This window comes from Rhizorhabdus sp. GW822-FHT03C02 (assembly GCF_058801765.1).
The window spans coordinates 128,058-148,315 of the sequence record NZ_JBXANN010000007.1; the positions used below are offsets into that span (position 1 = coordinate 128,058).

The window sequence follows — 20,258 nt, forward strand, 5'->3', positions numbered from 1 at the left end:
GCCGCCCGAACGATTGGAGACGATATGCGCGACTATCTCAAATTCTATATCGACGGTAAATTCGTCGATCCGGTCGAGCCGAAGACCGCCGACGTCATCAACCCCGCCACCGAGGCGGTCTCGGGCCGGATCTCGCTCGGCTCGATCGCCGATGTCGACCTCGCGGTCGCCGCCGCCCGCCGCGCCTTCGGCAGCTGGTCGCTGACCACGCCGGCGCAGCGGCTGGAAATCCTGGAAGCGCTGCTCGCCGAATATCAGCGCCGCCAGGGCGAACTCGGCGCCGCGATCACCGAGGAGATGGGCGCCCCCGCCGGGCTCGCCAACGGCTTCCACGTCTTCCTGGGCTCGGGGCACCTCCAGACGGTGATCGAGGTGTTGCGCGAGTTCAAGTTCGAGGAACAGCGCGGCGCGACCCGCATCGTCAAGGAGCCGATCGGCGTCTGCGCGCTGATCACGCCGTGGAACTGGCCGATGAACCAGACCTGCGTGAAGGCCTTCCCGGCGCTCGCCGCCGGCTGCACGATGATCCTCAAGCCGCCGCAGCTCGCACCCTATTCGGCGCAGATCCTCGCCGAGATGATCGACGCCGCGGGCGTGCCGGCGGGCGTGTTCAACATGCTCCAGGGCAGCGGCTCGGTGATCGGCGCGGCGCTGTCGTCGCACCCCGATGTCGACATGGTGTCGTTCACCGGCTCCGAGGGCGTCGGCGTCGAGATCGCCAAGAGCGCCGCGCCGACCGTCAAGCGGGTCTGCCAGGAACTCGGCGGCAAGAGCGCGTTCATCGTCCTCGACGATGCCGAGCTGGTCAACAACGTCACCGTCGCCACCGCGACGATGATGGGCAATTCGGGCCAGACCTGCAGCGCCGGTTCGCGCCTGCTGGTCCCCAACAGCCGGATGGACGAGGCGGTCGCTGCCGCCAAGGCAGCGGCCGAGGGCGTCACCGTCGGCGACCCGCTGACCGATGTCGCGATGGGCCCGGTCGTCTCGAAGGGCCAGTACAACATCATCCAGGAGTATATCCAGAAGGGCATCGACGAGGGCGCGACCGTGATCGCCGGCGGCCTCGGCCGCCCCGACGGGCTCGACAAGGGCTGGTACGTCAAGCCGACCGTGTTCGCCGCCGCCACCAACGACATGGTGATCTCGCGCGAGGAGATCTTCGGCCCGGTGCTGGTGATCATCGGCTATGACGATGTCGACGATGCGGTCGAGATCGCCAACGACAGCAATTTCGGCCTCGCCGGCTATGTCAGCGGCGTCGATCTCGACCAGGTCCGCGCGATCGGCCGCCGCCTGCGCGCCGGCTGGATCGGCCTCAACGGCGGCTTCGATTTCCACGCGGCGTTCGGCGGCTACAAGCGCTCGGGCAATGGCCGCGAGTGGGGCGAGTTCGGCTTCCACGAATATCTCGAGGTCAAGTCGCTGCTCGGCTACGAGCCGGCATAAGCTTCGGCGGCGGGGCGCAGACCCCGCCGCTGCATCAGGAGAGAGAGAATATGGCGTCGCAGCCTAGCCGCTACACGGCCGCAATTCCGGCAACCCCGGTCGGCGACTGGACGCTGGCGCGGATCACCCCGCCCAGCCGGCTGTTCGGCGCCAACGGCATGCGCACCGGCGCCGACGGCCGCATCTATGTCGCCCAGGTCTCGGGCAGCCAGATCAGCGCGATCGATCCCGACAGCGGTGCGATCGAGACGATCAGTCCGCTCGGCGGCAATGTCGTCGCGCCCGACGACCTCGCCTTCGACGACGACGGCAATATCTATGTCACCGAGATCACCGAAGGCCGGATCGGCATGCTCGCGCCGAACGGCAGCTACAAGGTGATCCAGGGCGACATGCCGGTCGCCAACCCGATCACCTATCACCAGGGACGGCTGATCGCCGGCGAATGCCGGGTCGGCGGGCGGATCATGGAGCTCGACCGCGCCGGCGGCGCACCGCGCATCATCCTCGACAATGTGCCGATGCCCAACGCCTTCACCGTCGGCCCCGACGGCAAGCTCTATTTCCCGGTGATGGGCACCAACGAGATCTGGCGGGTCGACCTCGCCGGCGGCGCCCCCGAGGTCGTCGCCAGGGATCTCGGCGTCCCCGACTCGGTCAAGTTCGATGCCGAGGGCTTCATCGTCTCGACCCAGGTCTATAGCGGCCAGGTGTTGCGGATCGATCCGCGCACGGGCGCGCAGTCGGTGCTCGCCAGCCTCACGCCCGGCCTCGACAACTGCACCTTCGTCGGCGACCGGCTGTTCGTCTCCAACATCACCGGCTACGTCACCGAGGTCCTCGCCGGCGGCAAGACCCGCGACCTCGTCCCCGACGGCCTCAACTGGCCGCTCGGCCTGGCGATGGGCGACGATGGCCGCCTGTTCGTCGCCGACGGCGCCTTCACCTATCTGATGGCACCGGGCGGCGAGCGCACCCTCGCCGGCATGATCTTCTCGCCGGGCTTCCCCGGCTATACCCGCGGCGTCGCGGCCGCCGGCGACGGCCAATATATCGTCACCACCGCGCAGGGCGTCGTCGCGCGCTGGTGGCCGGCGAAGGAGGCGAACGAGATCCTCGCCAGCGGTTACGACCAGCTGTTCGGGGTCGCGGTCTCGTCGACCGGCGCGATCGCCTTCGCCGAGATGCCGACCGGCCGCGTGTTCGCGGTCGGCGCCAGCGGCGCCGAGGAGCTGGCGTCGGGGCTCGACCGTCCCAAGGGCGTCGCCTTCGACGATGCCGGCACCTGCTTCGTCTCCGAATCCGGCGCCGGCCGCGTCGTCCGCCTTTCAGGCGGCAAGGCCGAGACCGTGCTCGATGGCCTCGGCACCCCCGAGGGCATAATCGTGCGCAATGGATCGCTGTTCGTGGTCGACACCGGCAGCAAGAGCCTGATCGCTTATGATCTCGCGACCGGCATCCGCGAGACGATCGCTTCGAACCTGCCGGTCGGTGCCCCCCCAGGCGTGGTCCCGAAATTCCTCGCGGCGATCGGCGACATGTCGGGCCCGATGGGCCCGTTCGCCGCGATCGCCGCCGGGGCCGACGGCACGCTCTATGTCTCGGGCGACGCCGAAGGCAGCGTGCTGGCGATCCGCAGGCGCTAGGGCTTTCCGCAGCCCCCGGTCAGAAGAACATCCGCGCCTTGAGCAGCACTGAGCGGGGTTCGCCGACGACGATCGCCGGCTGGGTGGTGCCGCTGTTCGAGACATAATAGGTCTCGTCGAACAGGTTCTTGGCGTTGATCTGGAATTCGACGGGCGTGCCGGCGATTTTCGTCGAATAAGCGAGGAAGCCGTCGAACACCTGCGAGGCCGGCAGCCAGTAGACCTTGCCCGATCCATCGCCCGCACCCCATTTGCTCGAGATGCGCGCGCCACCGCCCGCGCGCAGCGTGCCCGGACCGACCGCGCCGAAATCCTTGGTCAGGAACAGCGACCCCTGGTGCTTCGAAACGCCGTTGAGCGGATTGCCGAGCAGCTTGGGATCCTCGAGCACCTCGGTGTCGGTATAGGCGTAGCTCGCGGTCAGGTTCCACGAGGTGCCGATCCGCCCCGACATGTCGACCTCGGCGCCGCGCGAGCGGACCCTGCCCGCGGCGCGGGTGATGGTGTTGCCGCTGGAGTCGGTGTCGCTCACCTGCACGTTGCGCTTGATGATGTTGTAGAGCGCGGCGGTCGCGGTCAGCCGCGCGCCGATATATTTGACGCCGCCTTCCCACGACTTCGCCTGCTCGGGCGGTAAGGTCCCGATCGGCGACGCGATCGAGGTGTTGGGCCGGAAGCTCTCGGTATAGCTGCCATAGACCGACAGCTTGGGCGTGAAGAGATGGACGAGCCCGAGCCGCGGCACCGCCTTGCCCTTGTCGATCAGCGCGCCGGTGATGAAGGGCCGCCCCTTGCCGGTGAGTTCGTGGACCTGATCGTAGCGGACGCCCGCCAGCAGGATCCAGCTTTCGGTCAGGTGGATGCTGTCCTGGAGGAAGAAGGCATATTCGCGCAGCTTGTCGGTCTGGTCGCTGTCCCTGGCGCTGACCACGGTCGGATAGGGAAGATTGCCGTAGACCGGGTTGTAGATGTTGAAATTGGTGTTGTTCGGATTGCGGATCAGGTCGCCGAGCACGCGATAGTTGCGCATATAGTCGCCGCCGATCAGCAGTTCGTGGCGCATGCCGAGCAGGTCGAGATCGCCGACCGCGCTCAGCTGGACGACATGGGCGGTCTGGCGCGCATCGAGCGTCGCGTCGCCGCGGCGTGTGACGACACCGGTCGTCGGGTTGACCGAGATCGTCCGCGCCTGATGGTCGTTATAATAATTATGGCTGAAGCCATAGTTGAGCCTGACCTTCCAGTCGTCGGCCAGCCGATGCTCGATCCGCAGCCCGGCATTGTCCGAGGTGCCCCTGGTGACGTTATATTCCTCGTCGAGGCGCCGCGTACGCGGAATGTCGAACACCTTGCCGGTCGCGACGTTGATCTGGGTGCCGCGGTCGAACGGCACCGAATAGGTCATATGCTCATAGCTGGCGACGACGCTGGTATCGTCGCCATACCAGGCGACCGACGGCGCCACGACCCATTGCTTGATCTTGCCGAAATTGCGCCAGTAATCATAATGTTGCCAGTCGCCGATCAGGCGATAGGCGAAGCCGCCCTTGCCGATCGCTCCGCCGAGGTCGGCCTGCGCGCCGCCGCCGCCGAAGGTCGTTCCCCACAGCGACAGCGCCCGCAGCGTATCGACGGTCGGCTTCTTGGTGACGATGTTGATGATGCCGCCCGGATCCTGCACCCCGTACAGCATCGACGCCGGCCCCTTGAGCACCTCGACCCGCTCGGTGGTGGGGGTGAAGTTGCGCGCCTGCACCGACTGCACACCGTCGCGCAGGATCGAATTGTCGCGGTTGGTGCCGAAGCCGCGCTTGAGGATCGCGTCCTGGGTGCCGCCGAGGGTATTGCCCTGCTTGATGCCGCTGACCGTCGCGATCGCCTCGTCGAGGCTCAGCGGCTGGCGGTCCTGGATCAGCGCCTGGGTCACCACCGCCATCGACTGCGGCACCTCGACCAGCGGCGCGTCGGTGCGGGTTCCCGCCGACACCTGGGTGGCCTGATAGCCGAGGATGCGATTACGCGCGGTCACGACGATCTCGGGACGCTCGACGGTCGCATCGGCCTCGGCGCCGGTTTCGGCGTCGACCGGCGCCGTGACAGTCGTCTGGGCCTGGACGACATCCGCCGCGAAGCACAGCGCCAACGACATTGCGATCGCCGACGATGACAGCAGACGCGCGGAAAAGGCCATTTTTTCGAACTCCGAATGGGTGAGCCGCCGCCACTAACGCTAATGCGACAGATTATCACTAGCTATTTTGCGGCACGGCGGATAATTCGCGCTTCGCAACCAAGGAGCGCCCATGATTCCGAGATTTCCGCGATATTTTGCGCTCGCGGCCTTTTGCTGCGCAGCAACCGGCGCCGGAATTGCGGCCCCATCCACCGATAGCTTCGCCGCCTACAAGCCGCGGCCGGTCGTCGTCGCCACCGATCATGCCTATCGGCAGCCCGACGGTTCGGTCGCGCTCGGCGGCGCCGAGCATGTCCGCTATATATTGGAGCGGGCAAGCGCCCGCTTCTCGGCCACCCACCCCCAAATACGCTTCACCGATCTGGGCAAGGGCACCACCAGCGCCATTCCGCTGCTCGCGCACGACCGCATCCTGTTCGGATCGATGGGCCGCGGGATCGCGCCGCTGGAGGTCAAGTCCTACGCCAAGATCGTCGGCGAGGCGCCGCTCGAGATCCGGATCGCGCACACCAGCGACGACACCTCGCAGCATCTCGCGACCTCGCTGGCGGTCTATGTCAACCGCGCCAATCCGCTGACGAAGATCACCAGCGCCCAGCTCGCGCAGCTGATGACGGTCGGCAATCCGGCGGGCGACTATTCGCGCTGGGGGCAGCTCGGTCTCAAGGGCGAGTGGGCGCCGCGCGCGATCCATCCTTATGGCACCCCCGAATTTTCGGGCTTCGGCACCTATATGCAGCGCGAGCAGCTCGGCGGCCGCGCGCTGGCGCCGGCCTATGAGCAATATGGCGACACCGACGATATCCTCGACCGGCTTGCCGCCGACCCGGCGGGGATCGCGGTGGCGGCGCTCGGGCGCGAGACCCCGGCGCTGCGCCAGCTGGCGATTGCCGCCGACGACACGCGACCGTTCAGCCTGGGCAGCCGCGAGGACGTGCGCGCCGGGCGCTTTCCGCTGGGCCGCTATCTGCTCGTCTATGTCCGCAAGCAGCCGGGCAAGCCGGTCGATCCGTTGGCGAAGGAATATCTGCGCCTGCTGCTGTCGGCCGAGGGCCAGGCGATCATCGCGTCCCAGGACAAGGGCTATATCCCGCTGACCCCGGCCGAGGTGCGGGCCGAACTCGCCAAGCTCGACTGACCGGCCTCTGTGAGAAAGCATATCATGAAGATCCAGACCCTTTCATGGCTGGCGCTCGCGTCGGTCGTCGCCCTTCCGATCGCGGCGCAGGCCGCGGGCAAGGCCTCCGGCGAGGTCGCGCCGCGGGCTTCCTATGTGCTGCCCGACGGATCGGTGTCGATCATCGGCAATGACGGGATGGACGGCCTGATCGCCGGCTTCGGCAAGATCGTCGCGCGCAGCCGCCCCGACATGCGGCTGACGATCATGATGAAGGGATCGTCGACCGGACTTCCGGCGCTCGCCGCGGGTGCGACCCCGTTCGCGCCGCTGGCGCGCGAGGGCTGGCGCGGCGAACTGGCGGGCTTCCGGCAGATCCACGGCTATGAAGCGACCCCGGTGCGGATCGGCTATTCGGGATGGGGACCGCGGCCGACCGGAAAGACCCCCGCGGCGGTCTATGTGGCAAAGGCCAACCCGCTCGAGGCGATCTCGGTCGAGGATCTCGGCCGGGTGTTCGCGGCCGGCAGCATCAAGGGCGACGTCAATCTATGGTCGCAGCTCGGCCTGGCCGGCGAGGCGGGCGGACGGCGCATCCACATCTATGGCCTGCGCGACGATGGCGGCTTCGCGACCGCGTTCCGCGACCGCTTCTTCGGCAAGCTGACCTACGCCCCGCGCTACGAGCCGCTCGACGATTATGCGGCGGTGATCCGTGCGGTCGCTGCCGACCCCTATGGCATCGGCATCGTCGGATGGGTGGACGCGGCGAAGATCAGCGACGGCGTCCGCGTCCTGCCGATCGCGGCTGCGGGGCAATCGCCCGCCCTGCCCGCGCGCGACATCGTCGCGGCCGGCCGCTATCCGCTGTCGTCGGCGCTCTATTTCTATGTCGACAGGGCCCCCGACCAGCCGGTCGACGCGCTGACCAGGGCCTGGCTCGAGGCGGCGCTGTCCGACGAGGGGCAGGCGCTGATCGCCGCCGAAAGCGACGGTGCCGAAGGCTATCTGCCGCTGTCGCCCGCCGACCTGGCGGCCGAGCGCGCCAAGCTCGCCCGCTTCTAGACAAGGTGCGGCGGGCCGCCGTCCCCCTGCCCGCCGCACCTCCGATCGACCGTTCCCCTCGCATGAAGAGACCAGCAAGCCCGTGACCCGCCGCGTCCTGTTTCAGATCCACTGGTTCCTCGGCATCACCGCCGGCTTCGTCCTCGCCCTGATGGGGGTGACCGGCGCGACGATGAGCTTCGAAGACGAGATCATGGCGGCCCTGAGCCCCGGCGTGGTCACCGTCGCCGCCCAGCCCACGCCGCGGCTCTCGCCCGACATACTGATCGCGCGCGCATCGGCGCAGCGCGACGGCGCGACGGTCGCCAGCCTCACCATCGCGTCCGATCCCGGGCGTCCGGCGATCGTCGGCTTCGATCCCGCCCCGGGCAAGAAGGGGCGCGGCGAGACCAGCTATGCGGACCCGTATAGCGGCAGGCTGCTGGGCCATGCGACCGGCGAAGCCTTTTTCGAATTCGTGCGCGGGCTGCATCGCTGGCTGGCGCTGCCCGGCGGCGGCAACGGCATCGGCCGGCAGATCACCGGTTTTTCGGCGATCGCGCTGATCTATTTCGCGCTGTCGGGCCTCTATCTGCGCTGGCCGCGCCGCCCGCTCGACTGGCGCGCCTGGTTCGTTCTCGACCTGCGCAAGACCGGCCGCAATCTCTACCGCGCCCTGCACGCGGTGATCGGCGGCTGGGTGCTGGTCTTCTATCTGCTGAGCGCCACCACCGGGCTATGGTGGTCCTATGACTGGTATCGCCAGGGCGTGACCTACGCACTGACCGGCAAGTCCGGCGGCGAGAAGGACGAGAAGCCCGCCAAGCCATCGAAGAAGCCGGCCAGGCCGGTCCCGCTCGCCCCGGCCTGGGCAGGTTTCGAGCAGGCGACCGGCGGCCGGTTCGACATCGTCCGGATCACCATCCCGAAGGGCAAGAAGCCGGTCGCGTTCCGCGCGCTGCGCCTCGACGCACGCCATGATCGCATGACCGATGATTACCGGATCGACGCGAAGACCGGCGCGATCGCCAAGGCCGATCTCTACGCGAAGCGGGCGATCGGCCAGACGATCACGACCAGCATGTACGAACTGCATCGCGGCGCCTTTTTCGGGCTGCCCGGACGGCTGGTGATGCTGACCACCAGCCTGACGATGCCACTGTTCACCGTCACCGGGCTGCTGCTCTATCTGGCGCGGCGACGCAGGAAGCGCGAGCTCGCGGCGGTCGACGCCCCGTCGCCGGCGGCCGGCGGCGATGGCGCCCTGCTTGTAATCCATGCCAGCCAGACCGGCGGCGCCGAGCGCCTGGCCCGCCAGACCGCCGCCGCCTTCGACGGCGCCCGGGTCGTTGCGCTGGCGGAGCTCGACGCGGCGATGCTCGCGCAGGCGAAGCGGGCCTTGTTCGTGGTGAGCACCTATGGCGACGGCGAGCCGCCCGACCGGGCCCGCGGCTTTGCGCGGCGGACGATGGCGGCGCCCCTGGCGATCGCCGATCTCGATTATGCGGTGCTCGCGCTCGGCGACCGCGAATATCCCGATTTCTGCGCCTTCGGCCACCAGGTCGACCATTGGCTCCATGCCGGCGGCGGCCGGCGGCTGTTCGACATGATCGAGGTCGATGGCGAGGATGCCGATGCCCAGCGCCAATGGCAGCAGCAGCTCGCGACGATCGGCGCGCGCAGCGACATTCCCGACTGGCAGCCGGCCGCCTATGACCGCTGGCGCCTTGCCGAGCGCAGGCTGCTCAACCCCGGCAGCGCCGGCGGACCGGCCTTCCACATCGCGCTCGATCCGGTCGGCGATGCGCACGCCGACTGGGAAGCGGGCGACATCGCCGAGATCGCGCCGCGCCACGCCCCCGCCATGGTCGCATCATGGCTGGCGGCGACCGGCCTGGATGGTACGGCGATGGTCGAGGGTCTGCCGCTCGCCGATCATCTGGCGAAGAGCCTGCTGCCCGAGGTCGCGACCGTCGGCGCGCGCAGCCCGGCAGAGATTGTCGCCGGGCTGCGCCCCCTGCCCCACCGCGAATATTCGATCGCCTCGATCGTCGCCGACGGCCAGATCCACCTGCTCGTCCGGCAGGCGGCCGACGCCGACGGGCGGCTGGGCCTCGGATCGGGCTGGCTGACGGCATTCGCCCCGACTGGTGGCGAAATCGCGATGCGGCTCCGCCCCAATCCCAATTTCCGCGCACCGCCGGCCGCCGCTCCGATGATCCTGATCGGCAACGGCACCGGCCTCGCCGGGCTGCGCGCGCATCTGCGCCAGCGTGTCGCTGATGGCATCGGCGAGACCTGGCTGCTGCTCGGCGAGCGCAGCGCGGCGCACGACGCCTTCCATGACGACGAACTGCGCGGCTATCTCGCCAGCGGCACCCTCGCCCGGCTCGATCGCGTCTGGTCGCGCGATGGCGGTAGGAATCGCTATGTCCAGGACCTGCTGCCGGTCCATGCCGACATGCTTCGCGCATGGGTGGACCGCGGCGCCGCGATCCATGTCTGCGGTAGCCTTGCGGGCATGGCGCCGGCGGTCGACGCGGCGCTGCGCGCGGCGCTGGGCGATGCCGTGGTCGAGCGGATGACCGACGAAGGGCGCTACCGCCGCGACATCTATTGAGGCCGCACGACCTCGCCCGCCGATGTTCGAGGAAAAGCCGCCCGATGGCCGGTGCCGCCGACGCCGCACGTCCGCCGGATCGGAGCCCGTGACAGGCGGCTGTCGCGCCTGGTTCCGGTCTCGGCGGCGGCTGGACGATGTCGGGCGGTTAATTCCGATGAAACCAGAGGCGATGCGAAAATAACGCGCTTATCGGCCGAAAACCGCCGCGTGGTTACGCTTGTTTTACAATGTTTCGCTATCACGGCCTGCATGAGCCCGATCGAACATGCCATCCTGCTGACCGTCATGGTCCTCTACCCCGCCCTCATCCTGCGGCCGAAACGGCATGCGCAGGCGCTGGTGATCGACGAGGCACAATTGTGCGTCGAGCGGCGTCGCCGCTGAGAGGCACTTGCTACGTGGGTCATCCCGGCCCCCGGATCGGGGTTTCCCCCGTCCGAGCACAGGCATTGCCCGGGATCTCGTGCGGATAAGTCGCGACCTGGCCTACCGAGATCCCGGCCTCCGCCGGGATGACGCGTGCTGAGAGGCCGAGCCACAGGGCTTCACATCCAGCCTATCCCATTCGCTTTGCGTATTTCCGTGATCCCGGTCACGCGCACCGCCCGGCCGGTCGCGCCATAAGATGGGCTCTGCGGGGTAAGGTAGCTTAGGCGTTTTCTTCAATCGACCTTGCGGCGGGTGAAGGTCGGCTCGTCGGCGCCGGGCATGCCCGGGGGCGAGCCATAATCGGGGCTGTCGACGAAGTCGGCCGGCAGGTCGGTGGGCCCGCGATATTTGAGGCCGAAATGGCGGCGCTGGAAATACCAGGCTCCGCCCTGCTCGACATATGTATCGTAATAGACGCCGAGGGTCAGCGCCGAGCTGCCGTCCATCATCCGGGCGATTTCGGTGACCGGGGTACGGCTCGTCGCCACCCCCTGCCCTATATCGACCAGCGGCGCGCCGGTGATGCACCAGACCTTGGCGCAGGCGCCGAGCAGCCGGCCGAAGGTCGCCTCGATCTCGGCGCGGCCGGTCATCTCCATGCCGGCGATCTTCCAGACCCCGTCCTCTGCGAACAACGCCGCGAAGCCCGCCGCGTCCTTGCGCCAGGCGATGTCGGCGAAGCGGGCGTGCAGCTGGCGGATCGCGCATTCGGCGACGACGAAATCGTTCACGGGCTCTCTCCTTGCTTTATGGTTCTCAGCGGGGCCCGCGCGGCAGGCCGAGGACGCGTTCGCCGATGACGTTGCGCTGGATCTCGGCGGTGCCGCCGGCGATCGTCTCCGAGAAATAATCGAGATAGTCGTGCGCCCAGCCATGGTCGCCGAGCGTCTCGGGCGCACCGAGCCCGTAGAGCTCGATCGCGGCGGCGCCGACACGCTGCGACAGTTCGGCGAAATAGAGCCGGATCATCGAGCCTTCGGGTCCCGGCACCCCGGTCTCGGCATCGATCGCGAAACGGTACGCCATCGCCCGCATCGCCGAGGCCTCGGCGCGCAGCCGGGCAAGCCGGCCGCGCAGCGCGGCGCGCTCGGGCGGACAGGCGGCGACCAGTTCCTCGACCTTGAGCAGCAGCCGGATCTGGAGCGCGAGCGAGGCGGTGCCGCGCTCGAAGCTCAAGGTCGCCATCGCGGTCGACCAGCCATTGTGGAGACCGCCGACGACATTGCTCAGCGGGATGCGGACATTGTCGTAGAAGACCTCGCAATATTTGGTCGGCCCGGCCATCGTCGCGATCGGCCGCACGGTGATGCCGGGCGCGTCCATCGGGCAGATCACCCAACTGATCCCCTTATGCGGCTTGGCGGTCGGATCGGTGCGGACCAGCAATTCCTGCCAGTCGCCGATATCGGCGAAGCTCGACCAGATCTTCTGTCCCTCGATCACCAGTTCGTCGCCCTCGACGCGCCCCTTGGTGCGCAGCGAGGCGAGGTCCGATCCCGATCCGGGTTCGGAAAAGCCCTGGCACCAGATCACCTCGCCGCGCAGAATCTTGGGCAGGTGATAGGCCTTCTGCTCTTCGGAACCGCAGGCGATCAGAGTCGGCCCGGCATGGTTCATGCCGACGAACGAGGCGTCGAGGGTCGATGGCCCACCGGCCAGCGCATATTCCTCCCACCAGACGATCTGCTCGTCGACGCTCAGGCCGCGGCCGCCGAACGCGGTCGGCCAGGTCAGCCCGGTCCAGCCGCCCGAGGCGAGCCGCTGCTGCCAGCCGAGCACATAGTCGCGCGAGGCGGGACCGTCGGGCGGGCTCTGCTCGCTGGGCACATTCTCGGCCAGCCAGGCGCGCGCACGGGCGCGGAAGGGATCGATGTCGGCCATGATCAGTTGCTCCCCCCGCTGCCCCAGGCCGCCTGCGCGGCGGCGCGCGCCTGCGCGCTGCTGCCGCCCAGTTCACCGAGCAAAGCGCGCAACCGGTAGGTCCAGAAATGCAGCGGGAATTCGAGGGTCAGCGCCATCGCACCCGCGAACTGGTGAAGGTCGTAGGTGAACTGCGGAATGCGGTCCTGCGCGAAGGTCGCGGCGACCGCACAGTCGAGCTCGCTGTCCGACCAGGCGGCGCGCAGCGCGAGCCAGCGGGTCGACTGGACGGTCTCGGCCGCCATTGCGAGGCGATGCTGGATCGCCTGGAAGGCGCCGAGCGGCCGGCCGAACGCGACCCGGTTCTTGACATGGTCGAGGATCGTGTCGAGCGCCGACTGCATCAGTCCGGCCGCCTCGGCGGCGATCGCCAGCCGCCAGCGCCGCGCCAGCGTCTTGGCGGCATCGCCCTCCAGGATCGTCACCTTGGCTGCCGCCGGATCACGCAGCCGGCCATAAGGATAAGCGAACAGCGTCTCGACCTCCTCGACCATGTCGGGGACGATCTCGACCTGTTTCACGCTGTCGCCGTCGAGGACGAGCAGCAGGCTCGCCATCGGCAGGTAGCGCGACGCCGCGCCGATCCGGGTCGACAAGGCGATCGGGCGGATGCCGGGATCGATGCCGAGCGCGGGCGCGACCAGGATCGTCGCCGCCGCCTCGACCGCGCGCGGATAGCGGGCGAGCGCCTCGACGATCAGCGTGCCGTCGAGCGGGCCGAAGCCTTCCTCGCGGGCGATGTCGAGAAAGCCGTTTTCGGCGAGCGCCGCGTCGAGATCGAAAGCATAGGACGAGGTCACCGGCTCCTTCGGCGGTTCCTTGCCGAACGAGGCGACGAGCTTGTCGAGCCCGTCGACGATGCTCGCCTGATCTTCGCTGAGTTCAAAGTCCACGTTGGTCTCCGCTCGGCAGCTCGAGATAGCGGCGCGCCGCGATGTTGAGCTGGATTTCGGCGGCACCCGAGGCGATGCCGGCGGCGATCGCGCGCTGGTGATGCGCCTGCTGGAAATCATCCTCGCCGAGCAGCCCCTCGGGCCGGAACTCGGTGAGGAAATTGTTCACGCCATTGTCCGAATTGACCACCGCCCAGCGGGCAAGGCTGCCGAACGCATCGGGCGGGGCATTGTGCGCGCGCTGGTCGACGACGCGGTAGACGAGCATCCGCGCGGCCTGGGTCAGCGCAAGCGCGCGGCCGGCGCGATCCTGCAGCACCGGATCGTCGTCGAAGCGGCCCTCGTCCTGGAACTGGGCGACCGCGCGGTCGAGCATGCTGCGCGAAAAGGCGTAGCGGGGAATGCCGACGCGCTCGTTCTGGAGCGCATAGTTGATGATCTCCCATGCCTGACCCTCGGCGCCGAGCCGGTCGATCGCGGGCACGAACACCTCGTCGAAGAACACCTCATGGATGTCGCCCTCGCCGATCAGCGCGGGGATCTGCTTCACCTGGATGCCGGGGGACTTCATGTCGACCAGCAGGATGACGATCCCGGCCTTGCCGGTCGGCGCGGTGCGCGCGAGCAGGAAGCAATAATCGGCATGGGTCGCGTAGGAGGTCCACACCTTGGCGCCGGTGACGCTGTAGCCGCCCTCGACCGGGACCGCCATCGTCCGCAGTGCGGCAAGATCGGAACCCGCCGACGGCTCGGAAAAGCCCTGGCACCAGATCGCCTCGCCATCCTTGATCCGCGGCAGATGCTTGTCCTGCTGCTCGGCGGTGCCGTAGCGCATCAGCACCGGGCCGACCCAGTTGACGTTCATATATTGCGGTCCGCGCGGCTCGCCCGCGGCCCACATCTCCTCGCTCATGCCGTACTGGTCCCAGGCGGAGGTCTCCTCGCCGCCATGTTCGACCGGCCAATGCGGGATCAGCAGCCCGTCGGCCGCGAGCAGCTTGCAGAAGCCGCGCGAATATTCGGTCTGGGCGTCGCTGCCCGGGCCGTGCAGCGCGGTCTGCTCCCAGTCGTCGGGCAGGGTCTTCGCGAGAAAGGCGCGGATGCGCTCGCGATAGGCCTGCTGTTCGTCGGTCCAGCCAAATTCCATCGTCAGACTGCCTTCTGCTGCGCGGTGGGCGCGAGGAGTTGATCGCGCAGGACATGTTTGAGCACCTTGCCGGCGGCGTTGCGCGGCAAGGCGTCGTAAAAGGCCACCTGCTCGGGGATCTTGAAGCGGGCGACATTGTGCGCGTCGAGAAAGGTCTTGAGCGCGGCGAGATCGGCCTTCGCCGCACCGCGCGGCACGATCACCGCGCAGGCGCGTTCGCCGGTCTTCGGATCGGGCAGCCCGACGATCGCGATCTCGGCGATGTCGGGATGCTGGACGAGCAGGTCCTCAACCTCCTTGGGGGCGATATTCTCGCCATTGCGGATGATGATGTCCTTGGCGCGGCCGGTGACGACGACATAGTCGCCGTCCTGAAGCCGGGCGAGGTCGCCGGTGCGGAAATAGCCGTCGTCGGTGAAGGCGCCGTCCTCATGCTCGGAGCGGACATAGCCGAACAGCATTTGCGGCCCGCGCACGAGCAGTTCGCCTTCCGGACTGCCTCCGGCCAGCTTCACCTCGGCGATGCCGACCTTGCCGTCGGTCTCGGCGCCATGGGCGAGATCGCCATGCGTCATCGACCCGACCGTGGTCACCGGCACCTCGGTCGATCCGAACACCCGGCTGATCGTGCAGCCGGCGAAATAGCCGCTCGCCTCGCGGATCAGCGCCGGCGGCACCGAGGCGCCGCCGCAGATGAACACGGTGAGATCGGGCAAGGTCGTGCCCTGGTCGCGGGCATTGTCGAGCAGCGCCTGGAGGAACGGCGTCGCGCCGGCCATATGGGTGCAGCGCTCGCGCGCCATGATCGCGACCGCGGCGGCCGGATCCCAGCTTTCCTGGAGGATCGCGCTTGTGCCGAAGATCATCGGCAGTTCGAACGCATAGATCGACCCGCCGATATGGCTGATCGGCGACGGCACGAAGAAGGCGTCGCCCTGGTTCGCGCGCCAATGCTGGTGGATCTGGGTGGCGAGCGCGTTGATCGAATTATGGGTGTGGATCACCCCCTTGGGCAGACCGGTGGTGCCCGAGGTGTAGAGCACCAGCTTGACGCTGTCGGCATCGACCTTGGGCAGCGGCACCGATCCGTCACCGTCGAGCAGGTCGGCATAAGCGGTGTAGCCGGCCGGATCGCCGCGCAGCACGACGACCTCGGGCGGGGTCGCCATCGTCGCCGCGATCCGCGCCATCATCGCGCGATAATCGAACTTGCGGAACTCGGCGGGGATGAAGATCGCCTTGCTGGCGATATCCTCGAGCTGGAAGCCGACCTCGCGATCGCGCAGCTGCGGCACGATCGGCTGGATCACCAGCCCGGCGAGCGACGCCGCGAGATAGATGGTCGCCGCCTCGTGCCAGTTGGGCAGCATGAACGACACCGCGTCGCCGGGCTTGAGCCCGCGCGCGACCAGGCTCGCCGCGACCTTGCGCGCCTCGCCATAAAGCGTCTGCGCGTCGATGCGGACATCGCCGTCGACGAGCACCAGCGCATCGGGCCGCTCGGCGGCGTGGCGCGCGGCGAAGCCGCCGATCGTCTCGTCGATCCACAGCCCGCGGGCACGCGCATCGGCGGCGCGCGCCTCGTCCCAGCGCAGCGACCAGCCCAGTTTCTCGCGCCGTTCGACCACGCGACCTCAGCCCTCGACCGGAACCGCGGTGATCGCCGATTCCGCAAGGAACTTGGTCGACGACCAGCCGCCGTCGACCGCGAGCACCTGGCCGGTGATGAAGCGCGCCTCGTCCGACAGCAGGAAGGCGATCGCATAGGCGGCGTCGTCGGCGGTGCCGGTGCGGTTGAGCGGGGTCATGTCGAAGTTCATCCGCTTGAAGCGCGGATTTTCCCAGTTGTACGCGGTCATCGGGGTTTCGAGCACGCCGGGCGCAACGACATTGGTGCGGATGCCGCGCGGGCCATATTGCGCGGCCATATGCTGGGCGAGGCCGATGATCCCGGCCTTGGCCGCCGAATAGGCGCCGCCGCGCAATCCACCGATTAGCGCGAAGGTCGAGGCGACATGGACGATCGAGCCGCCGTCGCCCATCACCCGCAGCGCCTCGCGGCACAGCCGGAACGGCGCGCGCAGATGGACGCTCAGGAAGAAATCGAGCACCTCGTCGGTGGTCTCGTCGACCGGGTAAGGCTTGCCGACCCCGGCGCTGTTGGCGACATAATCGAGCCGGCCGAAGCGTTCGACCGCGCGGTCGACCACGCCCGCCGCGGCGGCATCGTCGGTGACGTCGGCGGGGAAGACCTCGACCTCGCCCCAGCCCGCTTCGGCGCCGGCGGCGAGTTCGGCTTTGAGCGCCTCGAGCGGCTCGACCGAGCGGCCGAGCACGACCACCGACACGCCCCGCTTGACGAGGATCCGGGTGAGCGCCTGGCCGACGCCCGATCCGGCCCCGGTGACGATCGCTACCTTGTTCTGCTGCATATCCGCTCCGGCTTCCTGATATTGCTTGCCCGTTCAGGCTAAGAAGGTGGTCAGCATTCCGACCATGCGCGACATGACGCCCGCGCGAAACAGCTTATTGCGCCATCGGCGGCGCGCCGACCGCGACCCGTTCGGCCGCGGCATCGGCACCGCCCGCGGCCTCGACCAGCAGATGCGCGCGCTTGACCACCAGATGCGGGTCGGCCTCGTCGCTGAAACCGATGCCACCATGGATCTGGACATTGGCGCGGGCATTGGCGAGCGCGGCGTCGATCGCGAGCAGCAAAGCGGCCTCGACCTGGAAGGCGGCATCGTCCCTGCCCTGGTCGAGCGCGACCGCGGCGAAGGTGACCTGGTCGGTCGCGGCGCGGGTGACCATCGCCATGTCGGCGCAGCGATGCTTGATCGCCTGGAAGCCGCCGATCGGATGGCCGAACTGTTCGCGCATACAGGCATAAGCGACGCCCATGTCGCGCGCGCAGGCGGCGACCCCACACAGCGCGGCGGCCTCGACCAGCCGGACGCGCAGCACCGCCTCGACCGGCGCCCAGCCGATATCGGCGGGGACGCTGCCCGTCTCGATCGGCACGGTCCAATGATGGCCGTCGATCAGCGCGCGGTTGCCGAAAGCGGCGATCGGCAGCAGCGCCGCCTCGCCCGCGCGGCGCAGCAGGACGAACTCGGCACCGTCGGCGTCGAGCAGACGGACCTCCGATCCGGCGAGCACCGCCGGCGCGACCCGGACATCGCCGGCGACGATCCGCGCGCGCAGCGCATCGTCGGCGAGATGGGTGGCCATGATCGCCGCCAGCACCTGCGGCCCGGCGAGCCGGGCACCGAGCTCGGTGGCGGCGAGCGCCTCCTCGACCGGCGACAGGCCGACCCCGCCATGTTCCTCGGCCGAGGCGATCCCGAACAGGCCGAGTTCGGCGAGCGCGCTCCACGGCTCCTGGCTATCGGGCTTGTGGAGGCGGTCGAGCGGCAGCAACTCGTCGAGCGGACGGGCGAAGGCCTCGTCGATGAGCGCGCGCTGATCGGGGGTCGGTTGCAGGATCATGGCCGGTCTATGCCATCGCCATCCGGGGCTAACAACGGCGCGGGGCCGGCAGAGACGGCCGACCGATCAGGTATCGCCCGTGCGTAGGAACGCGACTTCCTCGGAGCCACCTCCGGTAAACATCGCCCTTCGCCTGAGCCCTGCCGATCCTCCCTAAACCTGCGCGCAGGGAGGATCTTGGCAGCGGCGCGCCCGAGCCCCCGCCCCACCCTTCAGAAATCCCGGGTGCCGGTGGCGTCGGCCTCGGTGAAGACCGGGATCGGCGCGACCGCCTTCATCATCACCAGCGGGATGATGCGGTCGGTCGATGCCTGATAGTTGGCGTAGGACGGAAAGACATCGACCATGAACGCCCAGACCTTGTCGCGCTCGGCGCCCTGGGGCTCGCGCCAGGTCGCGCGGAACGCCTGGGTGGCGATCTGGAACTCGACATGTTCGCTGTCGCGGATGTTGAGATACCAGGCGGGATGCTCGTCGGCGCCGCCCTTCGATGCACAGATCACCACCTCGCCGCCGATGTCACCGTAGATCAGCGGGGTGACGAACACGCGCCCGCTTTTCCGGCCGGCATATTTGATAAGGCAATGGGTGGTGAAGCTGTGGCCGCCGACGGGGATGAGGTCCATGATATGGCCCTCGGCCCCGCCCGAACGCAGATAGAGTTCGCGATGCTCGACGATCCAGTCGCGTCGCGTTTCCCTGATGGCCGCCGATGAATCGTCGCTCATGCTATCCTCCCTCATCCTGTCCTGCCTGGAGCATCGCGCCTGCGCGCCCGTCAGGCGAGTCCCGAATATTCGTACTGCATCGGGAGAAAATTGACATCGCCGGATCGAACAATATGTCGAGCCGGAAAATGCCTATCCCGGCCTCGTCATTCGCCGCCCGCTGAGCCCGCAGGGCGATCGCCATCGACATTCAACCAGTAGCGGGTCGATTTGAGCGTGCCGGTCTGTATGAGCGCCCCGATCGCGACCAGTTCCTGCAGATCGCGCGTGGCGGTGGCGCGCGAGGTATCGGCGATGACGATATAATTGGCGGCGCTGAGACCGCCGGCGAAACCGTCCAGCCCCTCGCGCAACATCCGCGCGACCACCTTCGCCTGCCGATCGTTGAAACCGCCCCGAAAGCGATCGTAGAAGCGGGTCTTGGCGAGCAGGAAATCGACCAGGTCGAGACTATAGCCCTGCGCCTCGATCACGGTTTCGGCAAAATAGCGCAGCCAGCCGGTGATTTCGTTGTGCTTGTTGGCGGCCTCCAACGCATCATAATAGGCCGAGCGCTTGCGCTGGATGATCTGCGACAGGGCAATCAGGCTGGGCTGCCCGATCACCTGCGACAGCGCCTTTTCAGCCAGAGCCCGCGCAATCCGCCCGTTGCCGTCCTCGAACGGATGGATGCTCACGAAAAACAGATGCGCGATCCCCGCCCGCACCAGCGCGCCGAGCGGCCGCGCGCCATCCGGCGCGGTCGCGGCGAACCAGGCGAGGAAACGCGCCATCTCGTCGGCGACTACGGTCGATGGCGGCGCCTCGAAATGGACCCGGGGCCGGTGGAGTGGGCCGGAAACCACCTGCATCGGATCCGCATGATCGCGATAGCGGCCGACCGCACGGATATCGTCGCGCCCGCTCACCACCATGCGATGCCATGCGCAGAGCATCTCGTCGGTCAGGGGCGCGGCGAAGCCGCGATAGAGCGCGATCATCATGTCCGCGATGCCGCGCTCGGCCGGCGGAACGGCGCGCATGCCGGCCTCCAGACCAAACTCGCGGCGTAACGACGACTGGACGCTGTCGCGGTTGAGCATCTCGCCTTCGATCTCGGACGTCTTGAGCGCCTCGCCCGTCATGATGTCGATGGTGATGCCGGCTCGATCGCCATCAGCCAGATGCCGGACCGATCCGATCAATATCCCCGATCGCTGCAGGAAGCGCGCCTCCAAAGCGGCGAGCGCCGTGCCATCCCAATCGAAATCGGGCCAATCCGGCTGCTGCCAATTCCACCGCATGAGGTATAAATTCCCTGTTTATGCCTCATAATAGCGGATATCATGAGGCATAAACAGTGGATTCATGCCTCACGCCGCATGATCATGTGCAATGCAGCATCGAAGGTCGCGGGCGTCGCGCCGCCCCCGGTGCAATCTGGCGAATTTTCCCAACTTCCGGCGAAGTTGATAGCAAAATTCACCACCGCACCGCGGGAACGCGCCGTTAAGCTCCCGGAAATGCTGGCTCGCTATATTTGGCACGGCTCATGCAGAGCCATGTGCAACCGGAGCGGACATGTGGTCCGCGCCACCAG

The 20,258-nt window shown here is 68.0% G+C and carries 16 protein-coding genes; 6 read left to right on the forward strand and 10 right to left on the reverse strand.

The window, feature by feature from the left end:
* Positions 1 to 24 precede the first annotated feature (24 nt).
* Both AC1RM6_RS18295 and AC1RM6_RS18300 read left to right on the forward strand, forming a co-directional pair.
* Positions 25 to 1,449: an aldehyde dehydrogenase family protein gene (locus AC1RM6_RS18295; protein ID WP_493103777.1), complete on the forward strand. Its 1,425-nt coding sequence runs from the start codon at positions 25 to 27 to the stop codon at positions 1,447 to 1,449.
* Positions 1,450 to 1,499: 50 nt separating this feature from the next.
* Positions 1,500 to 3,095, forward strand: a complete 1,596-nt coding sequence (locus AC1RM6_RS18300; RefSeq protein ID WP_493103779.1) for an SMP-30/gluconolactonase/LRE family protein — start codon at positions 1,500 to 1,502, stop codon at positions 3,093 to 3,095.
* A 19-nt stretch (positions 3,096 to 3,114) separates the two neighbouring features.
* Here AC1RM6_RS18300 and AC1RM6_RS18305 read toward each other — a convergent pair whose 3' ends face one another.
* Entirely contained in the window at positions 3,115 to 5,286 is a 2,172-nt protein-coding gene (locus AC1RM6_RS18305; RefSeq protein ID WP_493103781.1) for a TonB-dependent siderophore receptor, read from the reverse strand.
* Between the two features lie 112 nt (positions 5,287 to 5,398).
* On the opposite strand from AC1RM6_RS18305, the gene AC1RM6_RS18310 reads away from it, so the two are divergent.
* The 4 genes from AC1RM6_RS18310 (at position 5,399) to AC1RM6_RS18325 (ending at position 10,457) form a co-directional block, all read left to right on the forward strand.
* Positions 5,399 to 6,427, forward strand: a complete 1,029-nt coding sequence (locus AC1RM6_RS18310) for a PstS family phosphate ABC transporter substrate-binding protein (protein WP_493103783.1) — start codon at positions 5,399 to 5,401, stop codon at positions 6,425 to 6,427.
* 24 nt (positions 6,428 to 6,451) lie between these two features.
* A complete protein-coding gene (locus AC1RM6_RS18315) occupies positions 6,452 to 7,471 on the forward strand; it encodes a PstS family phosphate ABC transporter substrate-binding protein (RefSeq protein WP_493103785.1) in 1,020 nt (339 codons plus the stop codon).
* 82 nt (positions 7,472 to 7,553) lie between these two features.
* Positions 7,554 to 10,070 (forward strand): PepSY domain-containing protein, encoded by a 2,517-nt coding sequence (locus AC1RM6_RS18320; protein ID WP_493103786.1) that lies wholly within the window; start codon positions 7,554 to 7,556, stop codon positions 10,068 to 10,070.
* Between the two features lie 252 nt (positions 10,071 to 10,322).
* Complete coding sequence (locus AC1RM6_RS18325) at positions 10,323 to 10,457, forward strand: hypothetical protein (RefSeq protein ID WP_493103788.1); 135 nt, start codon at positions 10,323 to 10,325, stop codon at positions 10,455 to 10,457.
* Between the two features lie 278 nt (positions 10,458 to 10,735).
* On the opposite strand, the gene AC1RM6_RS18330 is transcribed toward AC1RM6_RS18325, so the two are convergent.
* From AC1RM6_RS18330 to AC1RM6_RS18370, 9 genes are all read right to left on the reverse strand, one after another.
* On the reverse strand, positions 10,736 to 11,233 hold the full coding sequence (locus AC1RM6_RS18330) for a nuclear transport factor 2 family protein (RefSeq protein ID WP_493103790.1): 498 nt from the start codon (positions 11,231 to 11,233) through the stop codon (positions 10,736 to 10,738).
* A 25-nt stretch (positions 11,234 to 11,258) separates the two neighbouring features.
* Positions 11,259 to 12,383, reverse strand: coding sequence for an acyl-CoA dehydrogenase family protein (locus AC1RM6_RS18335; protein ID WP_493103793.1), 1,125 nt, complete (start codon positions 12,381 to 12,383; stop codon positions 11,259 to 11,261).
* A 2-nt stretch (positions 12,384 to 12,385) separates the two neighbouring features.
* Positions 12,386 to 13,315 (reverse strand): acyl-CoA dehydrogenase family protein, encoded by a 930-nt coding sequence (locus AC1RM6_RS18340; protein ID WP_493103797.1) that lies wholly within the window; start codon positions 13,313 to 13,315, stop codon positions 12,386 to 12,388.
* A complete protein-coding gene (locus tag AC1RM6_RS18345) occupies positions 13,305 to 14,462 on the reverse strand; it encodes an acyl-CoA dehydrogenase family protein (RefSeq protein WP_493103801.1) in 1,158 nt (385 codons plus the stop codon). The genes AC1RM6_RS18340 and AC1RM6_RS18345 overlap by 11 nt, the downstream gene beginning before the upstream one ends.
* A 2-nt stretch (positions 14,463 to 14,464) precedes the next feature.
* Positions 14,465 to 16,090, reverse strand: a complete 1,626-nt coding sequence (locus AC1RM6_RS18350) for an AMP-binding protein (protein WP_493103803.1) — start codon at positions 16,088 to 16,090, stop codon at positions 14,465 to 14,467.
* A 6-nt stretch (positions 16,091 to 16,096) separates the two neighbouring features.
* Positions 16,097 to 16,894, reverse strand: a complete 798-nt coding sequence (locus tag AC1RM6_RS18355) for an SDR family NAD(P)-dependent oxidoreductase (RefSeq protein WP_493103805.1) — start codon at positions 16,892 to 16,894, stop codon at positions 16,097 to 16,099.
* A gap of 94 nt (positions 16,895 to 16,988) precedes the next feature.
* On the reverse strand, positions 16,989 to 17,951 hold the full coding sequence (locus AC1RM6_RS18360) for an acyl-CoA dehydrogenase family protein (RefSeq protein ID WP_493103806.1): 963 nt from the start codon (positions 17,949 to 17,951) through the stop codon (positions 16,989 to 16,991).
* 212 nt (positions 17,952 to 18,163) lie between these two features.
* On the reverse strand, positions 18,164 to 18,679 hold the full coding sequence (locus tag AC1RM6_RS18365) for a nitroreductase/quinone reductase family protein (RefSeq protein WP_493103808.1): 516 nt from the start codon (positions 18,677 to 18,679) through the stop codon (positions 18,164 to 18,166).
* 146 nt (positions 18,680 to 18,825) lie between these two features.
* Positions 18,826 to 19,962 carry a Fic family protein gene (locus AC1RM6_RS18370; protein ID WP_493103810.1) on the reverse strand — a complete coding sequence of 379 codons (1,137 nt, stop codon included), beginning with the start codon at positions 19,960 to 19,962 and terminating at the stop codon, positions 18,826 to 18,828.
* Positions 19,963 to 20,258 lie beyond the last annotated feature (296 nt).

Bases quoted from the DNA above. Each gene is read 5' to 3' on its own strand.
- AC1RM6_RS18345 (WP_493103801.1), bottom strand. From the start codon at position 14,462: ATGGAATTTGGCTGGACCGACGAACAGCAGGCCTATCGCGAGCGCATC.
- AC1RM6_RS18310 (WP_493103783.1), top strand. From the start codon at position 5,399: ATGATTCCGAGATTTCCGCGATATTTTGCGCTCGCGGCCTTTTGCTGC.
- AC1RM6_RS18305 (WP_493103781.1), bottom strand. From the start codon at position 5,286: ATGGCCTTTTCCGCGCGTCTGCTGTCATCGTCGGCGATCGCAATGTCG.
- AC1RM6_RS18335 (WP_493103793.1), bottom strand. From the start codon at position 12,383: ATGGCCGACATCGATCCCTTCCGCGCCCGTGCGCGCGCCTGGCTGGCC.
- AC1RM6_RS18315 (WP_493103785.1), top strand. From the start codon at position 6,452: ATGAAGATCCAGACCCTTTCATGGCTGGCGCTCGCGTCGGTCGTCGCC.
- AC1RM6_RS18295 (WP_493103777.1), top strand. From the start codon at position 25: ATGCGCGACTATCTCAAATTCTATATCGACGGTAAATTCGTCGATCCG.
- AC1RM6_RS18360 (WP_493103806.1), bottom strand. From the start codon at position 17,951: ATGATCCTGCAACCGACCCCCGATCAGCGCGCGCTCATCGACGAGGCC.
- AC1RM6_RS18300 (WP_493103779.1), top strand. From the start codon at position 1,500: ATGGCGTCGCAGCCTAGCCGCTACACGGCCGCAATTCCGGCAACCCCG.
- AC1RM6_RS18370 (WP_493103810.1), bottom strand. From the start codon at position 19,962: ATGCGGTGGAATTGGCAGCAGCCGGATTGGCCCGATTTCGATTGGGAT.
- AC1RM6_RS18365 (WP_493103808.1), bottom strand. From the start codon at position 18,679: ATGAGCGACGATTCATCGGCGGCCATCAGGGAAACGCGACGCGACTGG.
- AC1RM6_RS18325 (WP_493103788.1), top strand. From the start codon at position 10,323: ATGAGCCCGATCGAACATGCCATCCTGCTGACCGTCATGGTCCTCTAC.
- AC1RM6_RS18355 (WP_493103805.1), bottom strand. From the start codon at position 16,894: ATGCAGCAGAACAAGGTAGCGATCGTCACCGGGGCCGGATCGGGCGTC.